Source organism: Streptomyces rishiriensis (assembly GCF_003112535.1).
Taxonomy (GTDB): Bacteria; Actinomycetota; Actinomycetes; order Streptomycetales; family Streptomycetaceae; genus Streptomyces; species Streptomyces rishiriensis.
In genome coordinates this window covers 288,990-308,932 of record NZ_BEWA01000008.1, presented here as the reverse complement: position 1 = coordinate 308,932, position 19,943 = coordinate 288,990, and the positions used below count along the sequence as shown (strand labels likewise).

Genomic DNA, 19,943 nt, shown 5'->3' with positions numbered 1-19,943 from the left:
GCCGGCTCCCCACGAAGGCCCGGGAAGAACGCCATGACCACCACCCAGAGCACCGAGGTCCCCACCCAGGCGGCGCTCCCGCCGGCGACCTCCGCCGCCGTGCGCGTCCAGAACGCCGTCATCAAGTACGGCTTCATCTTCGTGACGGTCGCGCTGTTCCTGTACTTCGCGCTGAGCGAGGGCTCCTTCCGCGAGTCGGCGACTCTCCTCGACACCCTGCGCTACGTGTCCGTCGCCGCCATCCTCGGCCTGGGCGTCACGTTCACCATGGCCGTCGGCGGAATGGACATGTCCGTCGGCGCGGTCGCCGGACTGGGCGTCTCCGTCGCCGCACAGACCATGGTCGTCCTCAACCAGGTCGGCACGGTCGCGATCCTCGCCGTCCTGGCGGCCGGCGCGGTCGCGGGCCTGCTCAACGCGCTGCTGATCGTCGTCCTGAAGATCCCCGACATGCTCGCCACGCTCGGCACGATGTTCGTCATCCAGGGCGGCAAACTCATCCTCGTCGACGGCCAGTCCATCACCCCGGGCATGACCATGTCCGACGGGTCGACCGCGCCCGGCAGATTCACCGAGGGCTTCCTGAAGATCGACCGCGGCACGGTCCTCGGCGTGCCGATCTCCGTGCTGATCTTCGGCGGCCTGACGGTCGCCGCCTGGGTCTTCCTCGCCCGCACCCGCTGGGGCCGCGTCCTGTACGCCATCGGCGCCAACCCCGAGGCCTCCCGGCTGGCCGGCATCCGCGTGGGCGCCCACCGCGCCCTCGCCTACGTCGTCTCCGGCGTCCTCGCCTCCGTCGGCGGCCTCATCCTGGCGTCCAGGATCGGCCAGGGCGACGTCTCGGCCGGCGCCTCCCAGCTGCTCGAGGCGGTGGCCGTGGCGCTCGTCGGCACGTCCGTCCTGGGCCGCGGCCGCCCCAACGTGTGGGGCACAGCCCTCGGCGCGGTGCTCATCGGCGTCATCACCACCGGCCTGACCATCAAGGGCCTGCCGTACTACACCCAGGACGTCGTCGAGGGCGCCGTGCTCATCCTCGCCCTGGTCTTCAGCTTCACCCTGTCCAAGCGCCGTACCGCATAAGGGAGTTCACCGACCATGGGCTACCGCATCCTGGAGACCGACGACATCCCCGCGTACCTGCGAGAGCGGGGCCACTGGGACGACCTCGCGGACATCCACGTCCGCGAGGTGTCGGACGGCAACATGAACCGGGTGTTCCTCGCCTCCTCCGCCGACGGAACCCGCAGCCTCGCCGTCAAGCAGGCCCTGCCCTGGGTCCGCGTCGCGGGCCCCTCCTGGCCCATGAGCCCCGACCGCGCCGACGCCGAGGCCCGCGCCTACCAGCAGGTCGCCAGGGTCGCCCCCGACAAGATCCCGGCGGTGCACGGCTACGATCCCGAGAACCACGCCCTCGTCATGGAGGACATGTCCGACCTCCGGGTCCTGCGCACCCTCCTCAACGAGGGCGCGCCCTACGGCCCCGGGACCTCGGCGCGGATCGGCGAGTTCGTCGCCCAGTTCTCCTTCGCCACCAGCGACTTCGGCATGCCCTCAGCCGAGCGCAAGGCGCTGATCGCGGCCTCCGTCAGCCCTGAGCTGTGCAAGATCACCGAGGATGTGGTGCTGTCCGAGCCCTACCTCGAGCACGAGCACAACCACTGGCACCCCGGCCTCGACGACCTGGCCGCCGCCTTCCGCGCCGACGCCCGTCTGCGCACCGAGGTCGCCGACCTCCGCCACACCTTCATGACCGGCGCCCAGGCCCTTCTGCACGGCGACCTGCACACCGGCAGCGTCATGGTCGGCTCCCGCGGGGGCGCCCCCGTCGTCCGGGTCTTCGACCCCGAGTTCTCCTTCGTCGGCCCCGTCGGCTACGACCTCGGCCTGTACTGGGCGAACACCCTGGTCTCGGCGGAACGGGCCCGCGCGCTCGGCACGTTGTCCGACCACGCCGACCAACTCCACCTCTCCTGGCAGGCGTTCGAGGCCGAGTTCCGCCGGCTGTGGCCGGCCCGCGTCGACGCCTTCTTCGACGACGCCTACCTCGACCGCTTCCTGCGCCGTGTCTGGACCGACTCCGTCGGCTACGCCGGAGCCGAGATCGTCCGCCGCGTCATCGGCTTCGCCCATCTCACCGACCTGACGACCCTGCCCGACCCGGTCCCCGCCTCCCGCCGCGCGCTGCTGCTGGGACGTGAACTGATCGTGCGGCGCGAGGAGTTGACCGACGTCCGGGCGGTGGAGGCGGTGGTGGCGTCGCTCGGCTGAGCGGTCTCGCCACCGCGTCCGACCGCTCCCTGCCGGCCGCCCGGCCGAGCGTGGGCTCCCCGCCGCCGTCCAGCGCGAAGGCCTCGCGCAGCGCCGCCGGTTCGGCGGAACCCACGTGACCGACGTCCACGTCTGCGGGCAAGCACCGGGCGACGGCGCCCGGACCGCGAGGGTGGGGACCGGCATGCGGAAGGGGCATGCGAAAGGGGCGGCTCCATAGGGGTGGAGCCGCCCCTTTCCCGGTTCCGGCCCCGGTACGGTGGGGCCGTCCCCGCCGGCCCCGGTCAGGGGAGTGGGGCCGGCGGAGGGTCTCGTCGTGCGGACGGGGTGTCCCGCGGCGGACCTACTTCTTGTCGAGCAGGTCCTGCACCCTGGCGCGGACGTCGTCCGTGGCCAGACCGCGGATCGTCAGCGTCGTGCGGCGGCGCAGCACGTCGTCCGCCGTCTCGGCCCACTCGTTGTCACGGGCGTAGACGACCTGCGCCCAGATCTCGGGCGCGTCCGGGTGGACCCGCTCGCGCAGCGAGGGGTCCTCGTTCGCCAGCCGCGCGATGTCGAAGGCGAGCGAGCCGTAGTGGGTGGCCAGGTGCTTGGCGGTGTCGGCCGCCATGCGCGGGCCGGGCGCCGGGTTGTCGACCAACAGCCGGTGGGCGATCGCGCGCGGGTTGGCGACGCCGGGCAGCGGCAGCTTCCTCGGCAGCGAGGAGATCGGCTCGAAGTCGTCGCCCAGCGGGTGGCCCGGCAGCGCCTCCAGCTTCTGCATGACCGTCCGGCCGATGTGCCGGAACGTCGTCCACTTGCCGCCCGCGACGGACAGCATGCCGCCCCGGCCCTCCGTCACCACGGTCTCGCGCTTGGCCTTCGCCGTGCTCCCCGGTCCGCCCGGCAGCACGCGCAGACCCGCGAAGGCGTAGGTGATCAGGTCACGGTCGAGCTGCTGGTCGCGGATGGAGAACGCGGCCTCGTCGAGTATCTGCGCGGTGTCCTTCTCGGTGACCGCGACGTCCGCCGGGTCGCCCTCGTACTCCTCGTCCGTGGTGCCGAGCAGCAGCATGTCCTCCCAGGGGAGGGCGAAGGTGATGCGGTACTTGTCGATGGGCGTCGCGAGCGCGGCCCGCCAGGGCGCGGTGCGCTTCAGCACCAGGTGCGCGCCCTTGGACAGGCGGATGGACGGCGCCGCGTTGGGGTCCTCCATCTTGCGCAGGTGGTCGACCCACGGACCGGTGGCGTTCAGCACCAGGCGGGCGTCGACGCCGAACTCGTCCCCCGAGAGTCGGTCGCGCAGCTCGGCGCCCGTGACCCGGCCCTTGGTGAAGCGCAGGCCCGACACCTCGGCGTGGTTGAGGACCACCGCACCCGCCTCGACGGCCGCGCGGACCGTCATCAGCGCCATGCGCGCGTCGTTCATCTGGTCGTCGCCGTACACGGCCACGGCCTTGAGGTTGTCGGTGCGCAGCTCGGGCACGTCCTGCGCGGCCTTGGCCGGGGACAGGAGGTGACCGACGCCGTCGCCGAACGCCGACAGCGCGGAGTAGGCGAAGACGCCCGCCCCGAGCTTCGCCGCGCCGTGCGGCCCGCCCTTGTACACGGGGAGGTAGAACGTGAGCGGGTTCGCCAGGTGGGGGGCCACCTGACGGGAGACCGCACGGCGCTCGAAGTGGTTCTCCGCCACCAGCTTCACCGCGCCGGTCTGCAGGTAGCGCAGACCGCCGTGGAGCAGCTTGGAGGAGGCGGAGGAGGTGGCGCCGGCGAAGTCGCCGGCGTCGACCAGAGCCACCCTGAGGCCGGACTGCGCGGCGTGCCAGGCGGTGGAGATGCCCAGAATGCCGCCGCCGATCACGAGAAGGTCGTACGACGCCTTGGAGAGCTGCTCCCGGGTCTCGGCGCGGCTCGGGTTGGAGCCGGACGCCGGGTGCGTCCCCAGGGCAGGCACGGACTGCAGGGTGGGCTGACTGGTCATTTCGGGTCTTACTCCTCGTCCTCGAGCCAGCCCATGGTCCGCTCGACGGCCTTGAGCCAGCTCTTGTACTCACGGTCGCGGGTGTCCGCGTCCATGCGGGGGGTCCACTCGGCGGCCCGCCGCCAGTTGGCGCGCAGGTCGTCGGTGCTGGTCCAGAAGCCGACGGCGAGGCCGGCGGCGTAGGCGGCGCCGAGGCAGGTGGTCTCGGCGACCATCGGGCGCACCACGGGGGCGTCCACGAAGTCCGAGAGGGTCTGCATCAGCAGGTTGTTGGAGGTCATGCCGCCGTCGACCTTGAGGGCCGCGAGCTCGACGCCGGAGTCCTTCGTCATGGCGTCGGTGATCTCCCGGGTCTGCCAGGCCGTGGCCTCCAGGACGGCGCGCGCGAGGTGCGCCTTGGTGACGTACCGGGTGAGGCCGGCGATCACACCGCGGGCGTCGGAGCGCCAGTACGGGGCGAACAGACCGGAGAAGGCCGGCACGAAGTACGCGCCGCCGTTGTCCTCGACGGAGAGCGCGAGCGTCTCGATCTCGGCGGCGGTGGAGATCAGGCCCATCTGGTCGCGCATCCACTGCACCAGCGAACCGGTGACGGCGATCGAGCCCTCCAGGGCGTACACCGGCTTGTCGTCGCCGATGCGGTAGCCGACCGTGGTCAGCAGGCCCGAGTAGGAGTTGATGATCTTCTCGCCGGTGTTCATCAGCATGAACGTGCCGGTGCCGTACGTCGACTTGGCCTCGCCCTCGGCGAAACAGGTCTGACCGAACAGGGCGGCCTGCTGGTCGCCGAGCGCGGAGGCGACCGGGATGCCGCCGAGCAGCTCGCCCAGGCGGCCGCCGGTGACCTCGCCGTACACCTCGGCCGAGGAGCGGATCTCCGGGAGCATCGACAGCGGCACGCCGATGGACTCGGCGATCTTCTCGTCCCACTCCAGGGTGTGCAGGTTCATCAGCATGGTGCGGGAGGCGTTGGTGACGTCGGTGTAGTGCTTGCCGCCGTCGACGCCGCCGGTCAGGTTCCAGATGACCCAGGTGTCCATGGTGCCGAAGAGGATGTCGCCCGCCTCGGCGCGCTCGCGCAGACCCTCGACGTTGTCGAGCAGCCAGCGCGCCTTGGGGCCGGCGAAGTACGAGGCCAGCGGAAGGCCGGTCTCGCGGCGGAAGCGGTCCTGGCCGACGTTGCGGCCGAGCTCGCGGCACAGGGCGTCGGTGCGGGTGTCCTGCCAGACGATGGCGTTGTGGACGGGCTCACCGGTGTTCTTGTCCCACAGCAGCGTGGTCTCACGCTGGTTGGTGATGCCGATGGCCTTGATGTCGTCGCGGGTGATGCCGGCCTTCTCGATGGCTCCGGCGACGACCTCCTGGACGTTGGTCCAGATCTCGGTGGCGTCGTGCTCGACCCAGCCCGGCTTCGGGAAGATCTGCTCGTGCTCCTTCTGGTCGACGGAGACGATCCGGCCGTCGCGGTCGAAGACGATGCAGCGGGAGGAGGTGGTGCCCTGGTCGATGGCGGCGATGAAGGGGCCGGCGGTGTGCGCGTCGGTCACGGTGTGCTCCTGGGGTTCCGTGGAGAGGGGGCTGTCTGTACGGCGCTGCTGACTACGCGGTGCACCTGGTGCTCTCAAGCAAAAGCGACGTTGTAGATGCCTGCAGCGATCGCGCCGCCGATCAGCGGGCCGACCACCGGGATCCAGGCGTAGCTCCAGTCGGAGCCGCCCTTGTTGGGCAGGGGCAGGAGGGCGTGCACGATGCGGGGACCGAGGTCACGGGCCGGGTTGATCGCGTACCCGGTCGGACCGCCGAGCGAGAGGCCGATCGAGACGACCACGAGCGCGGTGATCAGCGCGCCCAGGTTGCCCAGGCCGTTGCCCTTGTCGTTCAGGCCCTGCGTGAGGACGGCGAGCACCAGCACGACGGTGCCGATGATCTCCGTGGCGAGGTTCTGCCAGACGACCCGGATCTCCGGACCGGTGGAGAAGACGCCCAGAACCGGGCCGGCGCCCGCTTCCTGCGCCTCGACGGCCTTGGCCTTGGTGGCCTGCGCGCCCGGACCGCCGACGATCTCGCGGTCGGTCAGGTGCGCGTGGAACTGGCCGTAGTAGGCGACCCAGACCAGGGCCGCGCCGATGGCGGCGCCGAGCAGCTGTCCCGCCCAGTAGACCGGAACGTTGCTCCAGTCGTCGTCCTTGATCGCGAGTGCGAGGGTGACCGCCGGGTTGAGGTGGGCCCCGGAGAGGGGGGCCGAGGTGTAGACAGCCGTCAGAACGGCGAAACCCCACCCGAAGGTGATGGCGAGCCAACCGGCGTTGCGCGCCTTGGAGGCCTTCAGCGTGACGGCGGCGCAGACGCCACCGCCCAGCAGGATGAGTATGGCGGTACCGATGGTCTCGCCGATGAAGATGTCGGAGCTGGACACCCGCGACTCCTTTGTCCTTCGTCCAGGGAAGCCGAACCCCGGGTCCCACCGGGGATTCGAGCGCCCTCGGGGGTGAGAGCGATGCCGGCCTTTGGCGTTGTCACACTCTAGCGCGTATTGCCGGTAGGTGTTCGACAATGCCGACCGATGGACGGGAGTCTTGCCCGGCCGTCAGGTGTGCGTCAAGAGTGGTGTTATCGAAAGTGCGATCGTTATTGATCGCGGCAAGTCATCGATCTTCGCGTGGGTGCGCATGCACTCGCCCCTGATGTCCGCGTCAGGGCGTCTTTTGCCGGGTATGGCGGCGGCCGGGACGTCGTCCGACGTCCCGGCCAGGTCTCACGCACTTCTCGGGACGACGTCGCCGGCGCCCCGTGCCCGCACCGCTCGGGTGCACTCATCGAACGCACCGCCCGGGAGGGCCGCCGGCGACGGGCTCAGAAACGCCCGGCGCCCAGGTCCCGCGACACCGCGCGGGCGCAGTCCCGCACGGCCGCGATCAGCTCGGGACGCAGCTCGCCGTCCCGCCCCAGCCGCTCCACGGCGCCGGTGATGCCGACCGCGCCCACGGGCATGCGCCGACGGTCGTGGATGGGCGCGGCGATGGACGCCACGCCCTCCCAGGTCTCCTCCACGTCGGCCGCGTAGCCCCGCGCGCGCGTGAGGTCGAGGATGTGCTCGAAGGCGTCCAGCTCGCACACCGTGCGGTCCGTGAACGGCTTGCGGTCGACCTCCAGGGCCTCGCTGTGGGCCACCGGGTCGTAGGCCGACAGGACCTTGCCCAGAGCGGTGGAGTGCAGCGGCTGCATGGCCCCGATCTCCAGCACCTGCCGGCTGTCGTCCGGCCGGAAGACGTGGTGCACGATCAGCACGCCCTGCTGGTGCAGCACCCCCAGGTGGACGCTCTCGCCGCTGGAGCGGGCCAGGTCGTCCGTCCACACCAGGGCACGCGCGCGCAGCTCGTGCACGTCCAGGTACGTCGTGCCCAGGCGCAGCAGCTCCGCGCCCAGCTGATAGCGCCCGGAGACGTCGTCCTGCTCGACGAATCCCTCCTGCTGGAGGGTGCGCAGGATCCCGTGTGCGGTGCCCTTGGCCAGGCCCGTGGACGAGGCGATGTCCGACAGGCCCAGTCGCCGCTCGCCGCCGGCCAGCAGTCGCAGCATCGCGGCCGCACGTTCGACCGACTGGATGTTCCGTGCCATCGCCGTCCTGCCTCCGTCCCCTTCGACCGTCAACGCACGGCATCTGCTGCCGTCGTTCGGCAATGTCGAACACTACCGGTCCATGCCGACCTCTCGCTAATGGTCGGTCGATACGTGTTACGCGAGTCGTCTCCCAGGAGTGACACGCCCGTCGCACGGCCGTGCCCGACCGTCCGCCACCCCCTCCGGGGCCGTGTCCGCCGCCGCCGGACCCGTCCGTCCCGTGGACGCCCCTGACCATAAGGCCTCCGACCCGGCTACCCTGACGGCGTGCACGCTCCTCGGGAAGCCTTGCCAGCCGCATCCTGAGGAGACGCAAAGCCGACAGCCGTCGCATCTGAGGGAGCCCTTTCATGGCCTCTGTGCCGCCGACCCCTTCCGCCGACAGCCGGACCCGCGTGTCCGCGCTCCGAGAGGCCCTGGCCACCCGAGTGGTGGTGGCCGACGGAGCGATGGGCACCATGCTCCAGGCCCAGGAGCCCACCCTGGAGGACTTCGAGAACCTCGAGGGCTGCAACGAGATCCTGAACGTCACCCGGCCGGACATCGTCCGCTCGGTGCACGAGGAGTACTTCGGCGCAGGCGTCGACTGCGTCGAGACCAACACGTTCGGCGCAAACCACTCCGCCATGGCCGAGTACGACATCGCCGACCGCGTGTACGAGCTGTCCGAGGCCGGCGCCCGCATCGCCCGGGAGACCGCGGACGCCTTCGCCGCCCGCGACGGACGCACCCGCTGGGTCCTCGGCTCCATCGGCCCCGGCACCAAGCTGCCCACCCTCGGCCACATCGGCTACGGCACGCTGCGCGACGGTTTCCAGGCCAACGCCGAGGGCCTGCTCGCCGGCGGCGCGGACGCGTTGATCGTCGAGACCACCCAGGACCTGCTGCAGACGAAGTCGTCGGTGCTGGGCGCGAGGCGGGCCATGCAGGCGACGGGCGCCGAGGTGCCGCTGCTGGTCTCGATGGCGTTCGAGACGACCGGCACCATGCTGCTGGGCTCCGAGATCGGCGCCGCGCTCACCGCGCTGGAACCCCTCGGCATCGACATGATCGGCCTGAACTGCTCCACCGGTCCCGCCGAGATGAGCGAGCACCTGCGCTATCTGGCCCGGCACTCCCGCACCCCGCTGCTGTGCATGCCGAACGCCGGTCTGCCGATCCTCACCAAGGACGGCGCCCACTTCCCGCTCGACGCCACAGGCCTGGCCGACGCGCAGGAGACCTTCGTCCGTGACTACGGGCTGAACCTCGTCGGCGGGTGCTGTGGGACGACGCCCGAGCATCTGCGTCAGCTCGTGGAGCGGGTGCGGGGGGCCTCGCCGGCCGAGCGCAGTCCGCGTCCGGAGCCGGGCGCCGCCTCGCTGTACCAGACGGTGTCGTTCCGGCAGGACACCGCGTACATGGCGATCGGGGAGCGCACGAACGCCAACGGTTCGAAGAAGTTCCGTGAGGCGATGCTGGAGGGCCGCTGGGACGACTGCGTGGAGATGGCCCGGGACCAGATCCGTGAGGGCGCGCACATGCTCGACCTGTGCGTGGACTACGTCGGCCGTGACGGTGTGGCCGACATGGACGAGCTCGCGGGCCGCTTCGCGACCGCCTCGACGCTGCCGATCGTGCTGGACTCCACGGAGGTGGAGGTCATCCGGGCGGGGCTGGAGCGGCTGGGCGGCCGTGCGGTGATCAACTCGGTGAACTACGAGGACGGCGACGGGCCCGAGTCGCGGTTCGCGAAGGTGACGGCGCTGGCCCGGGAGCACGGTGCGGCGCTGATCGCGCTGACCATCGACGAGGAGGGCCAGGCCCGCACGGTCGAGTCCAAGGTGGCCATCGCCGAGCGTCTCATCGACGACCTCACCGGCAACTGGGGCATCCTCGAGTCGGACATCCTCATCGACTGTCTGACGTTCACGATCTGCACGGGCCAGGAGGAGTCCCGCAAGGACGGCATCGCCACGATCGAGGCGATCCGCGAGCTCAAGCGGCGCCGGCCCGAGGTGCAGACCACGCTGGGCCTGTCGAACATCTCCTTCGGGCTGAACCCGGCGGCGCGGATCCTGCTGAACTCGGTGTTCCTGGACGAGTGCGTGAAGGCGGGTCTGGACTCGGCGATCGTCCACGCGTCGAAGATCCTGCCCATCGCGCGTTTCAGCGAGGAGGAGGTCGCCACCGCCCTCGACCTGATCCACGACCGCCGCGCCGAGGGATACGACCCGCTGCAGAAGCTGATGGCGTTGTTCGAGGGCGCCACCACCAAGTCGCTGAAGGCCGGCAAGGCGGAGGAACTGGCGGCGCTGCCGCTGGACGAGCGCCTGAAGCGGCGGATCATCGACGGCGAGAAGAACGGGCTGGAGGCCGACCTCGCCGAGGCGCTGCAGACCCGCCCCGCGCTGGACATCGTCAACGAGACGCTGCTGGACGGCATGAAGGTGGTCGGCGAGCTGTTCGGCTCCGGTCAGATGCAACTGCCGTTCGTGCTGCAGTCCGCGGAGGTGATGAAGACCGCGGTGGCTTTCCTGGAGCCGCACATGGAGAAGTCCGACGCGGAGGGCAAGGGCACGATCGTGCTGGCCACCGTGCGCGGCGACGTCCACGACATCGGCAAGAACCTGGTCGACATCATCTTGTCGAACAACGGCTACAACGTCGTCAACCTGGGGATCAAGCAGCCGGTCTCGGCGATCCTGGACGCGGCCCAGGAGCACCGGGCCGACGTGATCGGCATGTCGGGACTGCTGGTGAAGTCCACGGTGATCATGAAGGAGAACCTGGAGGAGCTCAACCAGCGCAAGATGGCCGCAGACTACCCGGTGATCCTCGGCGGCGCGGCCCTGACCAGAGCCTACGTCGAGCAGGACCTGCACGAGATCTACCAGGGCGAGGTGCGCTACGCCCGCGACGCCTTCGAGGGCCTGCGTCTGATGGACGCCCTGATCGGCGTCAAGCGGGGCGTGCCGGGGGCGAAGCTGCCCGAGCTGAAGCAGCGCCGGGTACGGGCGAGCACGACGGCCACGGAGGTCGAGGAGCGCCCCCAGGAGGGTCATGTCCGTTCCGACGTGGCCACCGACAACCCCGTGCCCGAGCCGCCGTTCGAGGGCACCCGGGTCATCAAGGGCATCCAGCTCAAGGAGTACGCCTCCTGGCTCGACGAGGGCGCGCTCTTCAAGGGCCAGTGGGGGCTGAAGGAGGCCCGCACCGGGGACGGACCCAGTTATGAGGAACTCGTCGAGAGCGAGGGCCGCCCCCGGCTGCGCGGTCTGCTGGACAGGCTCCAGACCGACAACCTCCTCGAAGCGGCCGTCGTCTACGGCTACTTCCCCTGTGTGTCCAAGGACGACGACCTGATCGTCCTCGACGAGCAGGGCAACGAGCGCACCCGCTTCACCTTCCCGCGCCAGCGCCGCGGCCGGCGCCTGTGCCTGGCCGACTTCTTCCGCCCGGAGGAGTCGGGGGAGAGGGACGTCGTCGGCTTCCAGGTCGTCACCGTCGGCTCCCGCATCGGGGAGGAGACGGCCCGCCTCTTCGCCTCCGACTCCTACCGCGACTACCTCGAACTGCACGGCCTGTCCGTCCAGTTGGCCGAGGCCCTCGCCGAGTACTGGCACGCCCGGGTGCGTTCCGAACTCGGTTTCGCCGGCGAGGACCCGGCGGACGTCGAGGACATGTTCGCCCTGAAGTACCGCGGCGCCCGCTTCTCCCTCGGCTACGGCGCCTGCCCCGACCTGGAGGACCGCGCCAAGATCGCCGAGCTGCTGCAGCCCGAGCGGATCGGCGTGCACCTGTCGGAGGAGTTCCAGCTCCACCCCGAGCAGTCCACCGACGCCATCGTCATCCACCACCCCGAGGCCAAGTACTTCAACGCACGCTGACACCGTGACACGCGGCCCCCGACAGGCGCGCCACCGGGCACACTGATCGGATAAGTCGTACACTGGTCGGTCCACTGCAGGCCGGTTCCCCCGCGGGAACCGGCCTGCTCGTCCCTCAAGGAGGTACGTGGATGACCAGCACGGTTCCCGCGCCAGTGACCCGTACGGCCCAGGGCTCCGCCCTGCAGGCCGTGCTCCTCGACATGGACGGCACTCTGGTGGACACCGAGGGCTTCTGGTGGGACGTCGAGGTCGAGGTCTTCGCCGGCCTCGGCCACACCCTCGACGACTCCTGGCGTCACGTCGTGGTCGGCGGCCCCATGAGCCGCAGCGCAGGGTTCCTGATCGACGCCACCGGGGCCGACGTCACCCTCGCCGAACTCAGCGTCCTGCTCAACGAGGGGTTCGAGGACCGCATCACCCGTGCCCTGCCCCTGATGCCGGGAGCCGCCCGGCTGCTGGCGGAACTGGCCGAGCACCAGGTGCCCACCGCGCTCGTCTCCGCCTCCCACCGCCGCATCATCGACCGCGTCCTCACCGCGCTCGGCGCCGAGCACTTCCGGCTCACCGTGGCCGGCGACGAGGTCCCGCGCACCAAGCCCCACCCGGACCCCTACCTGTTCGCGGCCGCGGGCCTCGGCGCGGACCCGGCCCGGTGCGCCGTCGTCGAGGACACCGCCACCGGGGTCGCCTCGGCGGAGGCGGCCGGGTGCCATGTGGTCGCCGTGCCCTCCGTCGCCCCCATCTCGCCCGCCCCGCGCCGCACCGTCGTCTCCTCGCTGGAACAGGTCGACCTGACTTTTCTGCGCGGCCTGATGCCGCTCCGATGATCGCGACCGCGATCATTGGTGAGCGGCCGATGACGGAAATGCGATAGCCGTTCACCCAGCGTGCACCGCCGATTGCGGGGAATTCGGCGGGTGTGCGCGCGGTCGAATTCGGATCTTCGCCAAACGCTCCCCGGCGGCCGAATTCCGCTCCGCCCGAACCCGTTATGCGTGTGACGTTCCCCACCCGTTCAAGGCTCGACAGATGACTCTCCGTATGTATCACGGCCTCGCCGGACGCCCTCGCGTGCATCCTTGTGTCCCGATTGGTGAGTGGCTGTACGAATCCTTCCGCTGACGGCTGTTCAGTGCGTCCGCAGCCGGTTTCACAGCGTGATGGGCTTTCAACTCCGGTGGCCGCCAACCGTCCTGCCGGTCCGGACTAATCTCGTCGCGAGAACATCGCCCTAACCCCGTGATCCGCAGCGCCACCCCTGCATGCCGGGTACACGGACCGACAGCTGTGGAGAAACTCGAGCATGAACCGTAAGACTTTGGTGCTGCCGGCCGTGGTCGGTCTGCTCGCGCCCGCACTCGCGGCCTGCGGCGCAACCGACAGCGGGAGCGGCAGCGGCGACGCCATCGTCGTCGGCACCACCGACCGGTTCACGGCCACGAAGGACGCCCCGGCCCCGCTCGACCCGGCGTACTCCTACGACGTCGGCACCTGGAACATCCTGCGCCAGACGGTGCAGACCCTGATGATCCAGCCCAAGGGCGAGGGTGAGCCGGTGCCCGAGGCGGCCGAGAGCTGCGGCTTCACCGACACCGGCAACGAGCGCTACTCCTGCAAGCTGCGCAGCGGCCTGAAGTTCGCCAACGGCGACGCCGTGACCGCCAAGGACGTCAAGTTCTCCATCGAGCGCGCCCGCACCATCAAGGCCGACTCCGGCGTCTTCGCCCTGCTGTCCACCATCGACACCATCGAAACGCAGGGCGACAACGAAGTCATCTTCCATCTCAAGACCGCCGACGCGACGTTCCCCTTCAAGCTGTCGACCCCGGTCGCCGGAATCGTCAACCCCGCGGACTACGACAAGGGCAAGCTGCGCGACGGCTTCGACATCGACGGCTCCGGCCCGTACACCCTCAAGGCCGAGACCGACGGCGACGAGATGACCAAGGCCGTGTTCACCAAGAACCCCCACTACAAGGGGACGCTGACGGTGAACAACGACGAGGTCGACATGGTCTCCTTCAAGGACGCCGACGCCATGGGCACCGCCCTGCAAAAGGGCGACATCGACCTCATGACCCGCACCATGTCGCCCCAGCAGATACGCAAGCTCTCGGACTCCTCCGCCGCCGGCGACATCGACCTGGTCGAGCTCAACGGCCTCGAGATCCGCTACCTCGCCTTCGACACCACCGACTCGACGGTCAAGTCGAAGGCCGTGCGCCAGGCGATGGCCCAGGTCGTCAACCGCGGCCAGCTCGTCTCCGAGGTCTACGGCTCCCAGGCCGAGCCCCTCTACTCGCTCGTCCCGGCCACCGTCACCGGCCACTCCAACTCGTTCTTCAACGCCTACGGCGACCCGAACGTCGGCAAGGCCAAGGCCATGCTGGCCGACGCCGACATCACCACCCCGGTGAAGCTGACGCTGAACTACACGACCGACCACTACGGCTCGGCCACCAAGCAGGAGTTCGAGACGCTGCAGAAGCAGCTCAACGGCAGCGGCCTGTTCGACGTCACCATCAAGGGCGCGCCCTGGGACTCGTTCGTCCCCGCCGAGCGCAAGGGCGAGTACGCCGTCTACGGCATGGGCTGGTTCCCCGACTTCCCCGACGCCGACAACTTCGTCGCGCCGTTCCTGGACAAGGACAACTTCCTCAAGTCCCCGTACGCCAACAGCGACATCATCAACAAGCTGATCCCGGCCTCCCGCCGCGAGGCCGACCGCCTCAGCGCCGCCAAGACCCTCACCGAGGTCCAGGACATCGTCGCCAAGGACGTCCCGATCCTGCCGCTGTGGCAGGGCAAGCAGTACGTCGCCGCCAACAACGACGTCACGGGCACGGCCTACGTGCTGAACTCCTCCGCGACCCTGCAGCTGTGGGAGCTCGGCCGAGGCTCCAGCAACTGACCCACCCCCAGCACCACGCACGACGAAGGGCGCCCCTTGCGGACAAGGGGCGCCCTTCACCGTCGTCAGCGTGCTCCGCGTCACTGGGCGCCCGGACGCACCAGACCGCTCTCGTACGCGTACACCGCGGCCTGCACCCGGTCGCGCAGCCCCAGCTTCGTCAGCACATGACCCACGTGCGTCTTCACCGTCGTCTCGCTGACGAAGAGGTCCGCGGCGATCTCCGCGTTCGACAGACCCCGGGCCACCAGCTTCAGCACCTCCACCTCGCGGTCGGTGAGCGTGTGCAGGGTGTCCGGCACCGGCTCGTCGCCCGACGGCAGATGCGTGGCGTACTTGTCCAGCAGCCGGCGCGTGATGCTCGGCGCCAGCAGCGCCTCACCCGCGGCCACCACCCGGATCGCCTGCAGCAGTTCGACAGCCGGCGCGTCCTTCAGCAGGAATCCGCTCGCCCCGGCCCGCAACGCCTCCACCACGTACTCGTCGAGATCGAACGTCGTCAGCACCAGCACCTTCGCCGGCCCGTCCCGCCCGGGACCGGTGATCTGACGGGTCGCCTCCACCCCGTCCATCCGCGGCATACGAATGTCCATCAACACCACATCGGGCTGCAACGCCCGCACCTGGTCGAGAGCCTGCAGACCGTCTCCGGCCTCACCGACGACCGCGATGTCCTGCTCGGCCTCCAGAATCATCCGGAAGCCCGTGCGCAGCAGCGGCTGGTCGTCGACCAGCAGGACGCGGATGGCCACGTGAATCTCCTTCTCTAGCCCGGCCCCATTCTGCCCTGCGCCCCGCCCTCCGACTCGGCCGCCCTCACCGGCTCCGGCGCGGAGAGCGTCACCGCCAGCGGATACGGCGGGGGAGTGCCCCCGAACTCCGGACAGTGCGCCTGGTGATCACACCAACCGCACAGCTTCGTCGGCCGAGGCCGCCACTCGCCCGTCTCCGTCGCCTGCCGGATCGCCTCCCACAACGCGAGCAGCTTGCGCTCCACCCGCTCCAGATCCGCGAGCACCGGGTCGTACGTCAGCACGTCCCCACTGCCCAGGTAGACCAGCTGCAGCCGCCGCGGGACCACGTTCTTCAGCCGCCACACCACCAACGCGTAGAACTTCATCTGGAACAGCGCGCCCTCGGCGTACTCCGGCCGCGGCGCCTTGCCCGTCTTGTAGTCGACGATCCGCACCTCGCCGGTCGGCGCCACGTCGACCCGGTCGATGATCCCGCGCAACCGCAGCCCCGACTCCAGCTCCGTCTCCACGAACAGCTCCCGCTCGGCGGGCTCCAGCCGCGTCGGATCCTCCAGCGTGAACCAGCGCTCCACCAGCCGTTCCGCCTCCGCCAGCCACCCCGCCAGCCGCTCGCCCTCCGGATCGTCGGCGAACAGCTCCACCACCTCGGGCCGGCTCTCCCGCAACCGGTCCCACTGACCGGGGATCAACGACTTGGCCCGCGGAGCCGTCCGTTCGGCCGCCGGAGCATCGAACAGCCGTTCGAGGACCGCGTGCACCAGCGTCCCCCGCGTCGCCGCCGGACTCGGCTTCTCCGGCAACCGGTCGATCACCCGGAACCGGTACAGCAGCGGGCACTGCATGAAATCACCGGCGCGCGACGGCGACAGCGAGGCCGGCGCCACCGCCGCGACCACCGGCGCCACCTCCTCCGACACCACCGCGACCTCACCCGCCACCACGTCCGCCGGACCCTCCACGACACCACCGTCGCCCACCTGGACGACGTCCTCGCTGCTGCTCTCCATGACCACAGACCTTACGGCCCGCCACCGACAGTCACCCCCGCCCGCACCACGCCCCCGCCCCGGACGGCGAGGACCTGCGGGGAATCACAGGGGGTGCCGGGGCGGAACACACCACCACCGCCGCATACCATCGGTCCCAGACCCTCCCGCCCGGCACCGGCGGGAGACGCTTCGATCGAGGGGACACCGTGGTGGAAAGCGGCGGGAGCGGGCGGCCGCGGCCGGACAACGAGCAGTCGGCCGAGCACCCCGCGACACCTGCGTCCCCGGCCACCGACCCCCAGCACCACCCGGCCCCGGCCGACGGCCCCCAGGGCGCCCGGCAGCCGCAGACGCCCGACGACGACAGCCGCGCCCCCCGCGCCACCACGCACGACGACGAGAGCGCCGAACCCGAGGCCCCCCACGCCCACCGGGCCGGACCGGCAGACGAATCCGGCGAATCCGGCGAGGCCGGTCAGGCGGGCCAGGCGGGTCAGGCCGGTTCCGCCGGGCCGACCGGTCGCGCGGAACCGGCCGACCGCCCCGCACCGGCGGCCCGGGCCGACCGTGCCGGGCCCCCGCCCCCCACACCCCCGGGCCTCCCCAAAGGCCCCCCGCCCGCCCGCCCCCCGGAGCAGCCCCGCGGCGGCCTCCTCATGGGCCGCCCCTTCGGCGTACCCGTCTACGTAGCCCCCAGCTGGTTCCTCGTGGCCGCCCTCATCACCTGGGTCTTCGGCGGCCAGCTCGACCGTGTGCTGCCGGAACTCGGCGCCGCCCGCTACCTCGTCTCCCTCTTCTTCGCCGTCGCCTTCTACGCCTCCGTCCTCATCCACGAACTCGCCCACACCGTCGCCGCCCTCCGCTTCGAACTCCCCGTCCGCCGCATCCAGCTCCAGTTCTTCGGCGGCGTCTCCGAGATCGAGAAAGAAGCCGAGACCCCCGGCCGCGAGTTCTGGCTCGCCTTCGTCGGCCCCCTCCTCTCCCTCGCCCTCTCCGGCCTGTTCTACCTCGCCATGCAACCCGTCGAGCGCGGCACCGTACCCGGCGTCCTGCTCGCCGGCCTCATGATCTCCAACCTCATCGTCGCGATCTTCAACCTGCTGCCCGGCCTCCCCCTCGACGGCGGCCGCATGCTCCGCGCCGTCGTCTGGAAGATCACCGGCAAACCCATGAGCGGCACCATCGCCGCCGCCTGGGTCGGCCGCGCCCTCGCCGTCTCCGTCCTCATCGGCCTCCCCCTGCTCACCCAGTCCGGCGCCCTCGGCACCAGCGCCGAGGACAGCGTCGGCATGGACACCGTCACCGACGCCCTCCTCGCCGCCATCCTCGCCGCGATCATCTGGACCGGCGCCGGCAACAGCCTGCGCATGGCCCGCCTGCGCGAACACCTCCCCGAACTGCGCGCCCGCACCCTCACCCGCCGCGCCGTCCCCGTCGAGACCCACACCCCCCTCTCCGAAGCCCTCCGCCGCGCCAACGACGCCGGCGCCCGCGCCCTCGTCGTCGTCGACGCCCACGGCGAACCCCTCTCCCTCGTCCGCGAAGCCGCCATCGTCGGCGTACCCGAACACCGCCGCCCCTGGGTCGCCGTCAGCGGCCTCGCCCAGGACCTCACCGACGGCATGCGCGTCTCCGCCGAACTCGCGGGCGAAGATCTCCTCGACGTCCTGCGCGCCACCCCCGCCACCGAATACCTCGTCGTCGAGGAGACCGGAGAGATCTTCGGCGTCCTCTCCGCCGCCGACGTCGAGCGCGCCTTCGTCAAGGCCATGGCCCGCCCCAACTGACCGCCGGTCCCCCCGGGCGGTGGTCGGCGACCCCGCCAAACGCCGGTAGGCTGGTCACATGTCCGAACCGACCGGTGCCGCCCGCAGGCGCGGGCCCTTCAAGGTCGGGGACCAGGTTCAGCTGACCGACCCCAAGGGCCGCCACTACACGTTCACGCTCGAAGCCGGGAAGAACTTCCACACCCACAAGGGTTCCTTCCCGCACGACGAACTGATCGGCTCACCCGAGGGCAGCGTCGTCCGCACCACCGGGAACGTCGCCTATCTCGCGCTGCGCCCCCTGCTCCCCGACTACGTCCTGTCCATGCCCCGCGGGGCAGCCGTCGTCTACCCCAAGGACGCGGGGCAGATCCTCGCCTTCGCCGACATCTTCCCCGGCGCACGCGTCGTCGAGGCCGGCGTCGGCTCCGGCTCCCTCAGCAGCTTCCTGCTGCGCGCCATCGGCGACCAGGGCATGCTGCACTCCTACGAGCGCCGCGAGGACTTCGCCGAGATCGCGCAGGCGAACGTCGAGCGCTACTTCGGCGGCCCGCACCCCGCCTGGCAGCTCACCGTCGGCGACCTCCAGGACAACCTGAGCGACACCGAGGTCGACCGCGTCATCCTGGACATGCTCGCCCCCTGGGAATGCCTCGAAGCCGTCTCCAAGGCACTCGTCCCCGGCGGCATCCTCTGCTGCTACGTCGCCACCACCACCCAGCTCGCCCGGACCGTCGAGTCGATCCGCGAGATCGGCTCCTTCAACGAGCCGACCGCCTGGGAGTCGATGATCCGCAACTGGCACATCGAAGGCCTCGCCGTCCGCCCCGACCACCGCATGATCGGCCACACCGGCTTCCTGCTCACCGCCCGTCGCCTCGCCGACGGCGTCGAGCCCCCCATGCGTCGCCGCCGCCCCGCCAAGGGCGCCTACGGCGAGGACTACGCCGGCCCCAACGCCGACGGAGCCAGCGGTCGCTGACCCCCCCCGCACCACCCACAACGACAAGGCGCCGTGGCCGAGTTCCCCCCACCCACCGGGAACTCCACCACGGCGCCTCGCCAGTTCATCCACGCGCGGAACACCACACCCGCGACACCACACCCGGGACGTCCGAAATCCCGCACCCCCGCCGTTCCCCCACCCTGTGACGTGTGGCACGATGCTGGCCAATCCACCCCCACCGGCACAGCCCCGCAGGAGACACACCTAGTGCAGCACTCCGCCGTCCCGGAACTGGCACACACCCACACCCGGCCCATCCACTGGGTCGCGACCGCCACCGCCGTCGCCGGCGTCGTCGCCTTCTCCTCGCTGCTGCAACCCGGACCCGCGACAGCCGCCCAGACCGCCGGCTCACCGGCCCGGCCCGCCGCGGCCCCCGCCACCACCGGCGTCGACTTCCCCATCCGATGCGGCCCCGTGACCGCCCTCGTCGTGAAGAAGGCCACCGGCGACCTCGACGGCGACGGCGCCCCCGAAACGGTCGCCGTCGTGCACTGCGACGCCCCCATGGGCACCCCGCCCGACGGCGTCTACGTCCTCACCCGCGGCGCAGACGACGCCCACGCACGCGTGGTCGCCACCCTCATCGACCCCAAGGCCCGCAACACCGTCACCGGCCTCGGCATCACCGACGGAGCGGTCGTCGCCACCCTCCTCGGCTACTCCACCGCCGACGTGCCCAGCTGCTGCCCCGACGTCAAGGACAGCGCCCGATGGCAGTGGAAGGACCACAAGTTCATCCGCTCGACCCCCGCAGGCACCCGCAACGTCTGAATCCGGCCGTTCGCCCTGTGA

Annotated in this window: 14 protein-coding genes; 8 read left to right on the top strand and 6 right to left on the bottom strand. The window is 70.7% G+C overall.

What is annotated here, in order from left to right; translation table 11 throughout:
- Nucleotides 1-33: 33 nt before the first annotated feature.
- On the top strand, nt 34-1,080 hold the full coding sequence (locus Sri02f_RS15675; protein WP_109001875.1) for an ABC transporter permease: 1,047 nt from the start codon (nt 34-36) through the stop codon (nt 1,078-1,080).
- A 15-nt stretch (nt 1,081-1,095) separates the two neighbouring features.
- Entirely contained in the window at nt 1,096-2,268 is a 1,173-nt protein-coding gene (mtnK, locus tag Sri02f_RS15670) for an S-methyl-5-thioribose kinase (RefSeq protein WP_109001874.1), read from the top strand.
- 343 nt (nt 2,269-2,611) lie between these two features.
- On the opposite strand, the gene Sri02f_RS15665 is transcribed toward mtnK, so the two are convergent.
- The 4 genes from Sri02f_RS15665 to Sri02f_RS15650 all read right to left on the bottom strand — a co-directional run bounded on the left by Sri02f_RS15665 (nt 2,612) and on the right by Sri02f_RS15650 (nt 7,846).
- Nucleotides 2,612-4,228: a glycerol-3-phosphate dehydrogenase/oxidase gene (locus tag Sri02f_RS15665; protein WP_109001872.1), complete on the bottom strand. Its 1,617-nt coding sequence runs from the start codon at nt 4,226-4,228 to the stop codon at nt 2,612-2,614.
- An 8-nt stretch (nt 4,229-4,236) separates the two neighbouring features.
- Nucleotides 4,237-5,775 (bottom strand): glycerol kinase GlpK, encoded by a 1,539-nt coding sequence (gene glpK / locus Sri02f_RS15660; protein WP_109001870.1) that lies wholly within the window; start codon nt 5,773-5,775, stop codon nt 4,237-4,239.
- A gap of 74 nt (nt 5,776-5,849) precedes the next feature.
- Nucleotides 5,850-6,644, bottom strand: coding sequence for an MIP/aquaporin family protein (locus tag Sri02f_RS15655; protein ID WP_109001868.1), 795 nt, complete (start codon nt 6,642-6,644; stop codon nt 5,850-5,852).
- 437 nt (nt 6,645-7,081) lie between these two features.
- The gene (locus tag Sri02f_RS15650; protein ID WP_109001867.1) at nt 7,082-7,846 is read right to left on the bottom strand and encodes an IclR family transcriptional regulator; all 765 of its coding nucleotides are present in this window, start codon (nt 7,844-7,846) and stop codon (nt 7,082-7,084) included.
- Between the two features lie 353 nt (nt 7,847-8,199).
- On the opposite strand from Sri02f_RS15650, the gene metH reads away from it, so the two are divergent.
- From metH to Sri02f_RS15635, 3 genes are all read left to right on the top strand, one after another.
- Nucleotides 8,200-11,718 carry a methionine synthase gene (metH, locus tag Sri02f_RS15645; RefSeq protein WP_109001865.1) on the top strand — a complete coding sequence of 1,173 codons (3,519 nt, stop codon included), beginning with the start codon at nt 8,200-8,202 and terminating at the stop codon, nt 11,716-11,718.
- 131 nt (nt 11,719-11,849) lie between these two features.
- Nucleotides 11,850-12,548, top strand: coding sequence for an HAD family hydrolase (locus tag Sri02f_RS15640; RefSeq protein ID WP_109001863.1), 699 nt, complete (start codon nt 11,850-11,852; stop codon nt 12,546-12,548).
- Nucleotides 12,549-13,024: 476 nt separating this feature from the next.
- On the top strand, nt 13,025-14,632 hold the full coding sequence (locus Sri02f_RS15635) for an ABC transporter substrate-binding protein (protein ID WP_109001861.1): 1,608 nt from the start codon (nt 13,025-13,027) through the stop codon (nt 14,630-14,632).
- Nucleotides 14,633-14,712: 80 nt separating this feature from the next.
- Here Sri02f_RS15635 and Sri02f_RS15630 read toward each other — a convergent pair whose 3' ends face one another.
- Nucleotides 14,713-15,384 carry a response regulator gene (locus tag Sri02f_RS15630; protein WP_109001859.1) on the bottom strand — a complete coding sequence of 224 codons (672 nt, stop codon included), beginning with the start codon at nt 15,382-15,384 and terminating at the stop codon, nt 14,713-14,715.
- A 14-nt stretch (nt 15,385-15,398) separates the two neighbouring features.
- The gene (locus tag Sri02f_RS15625; protein WP_109001857.1) at nt 15,399-16,394 is read right to left on the bottom strand and encodes a RecB family exonuclease; all 996 of its coding nucleotides are present in this window, start codon (nt 16,392-16,394) and stop codon (nt 15,399-15,401) included.
- Nucleotides 16,395-16,582: 188 nt separating this feature from the next.
- On the opposite strand from Sri02f_RS15625, the gene Sri02f_RS15620 reads away from it, so the two are divergent.
- The 3 genes from Sri02f_RS15620 (at nt 16,583) to Sri02f_RS15610 (ending at nt 19,922) form a co-directional block, all read left to right on the top strand.
- Nucleotides 16,583-18,163 (top strand): site-2 protease family protein, encoded by a 1,581-nt coding sequence (locus tag Sri02f_RS15620; protein ID WP_109001855.1) that lies wholly within the window; start codon nt 16,583-16,585, stop codon nt 18,161-18,163.
- A 58-nt stretch (nt 18,164-18,221) separates the two neighbouring features.
- Nucleotides 18,222-19,124, top strand: a complete 903-nt coding sequence (locus Sri02f_RS15615; protein ID WP_109001853.1) for a tRNA (adenine-N1)-methyltransferase — start codon at nt 18,222-18,224, stop codon at nt 19,122-19,124.
- 231 nt (nt 19,125-19,355) lie between these two features.
- Nucleotides 19,356-19,922 carry a hypothetical protein gene (locus Sri02f_RS15610; RefSeq protein ID WP_109001851.1) on the top strand — a complete coding sequence of 189 codons (567 nt, stop codon included), beginning with the start codon at nt 19,356-19,358 and terminating at the stop codon, nt 19,920-19,922.
- The last annotated feature ends 21 nt before the right edge of the window (nt 19,923-19,943 follow it).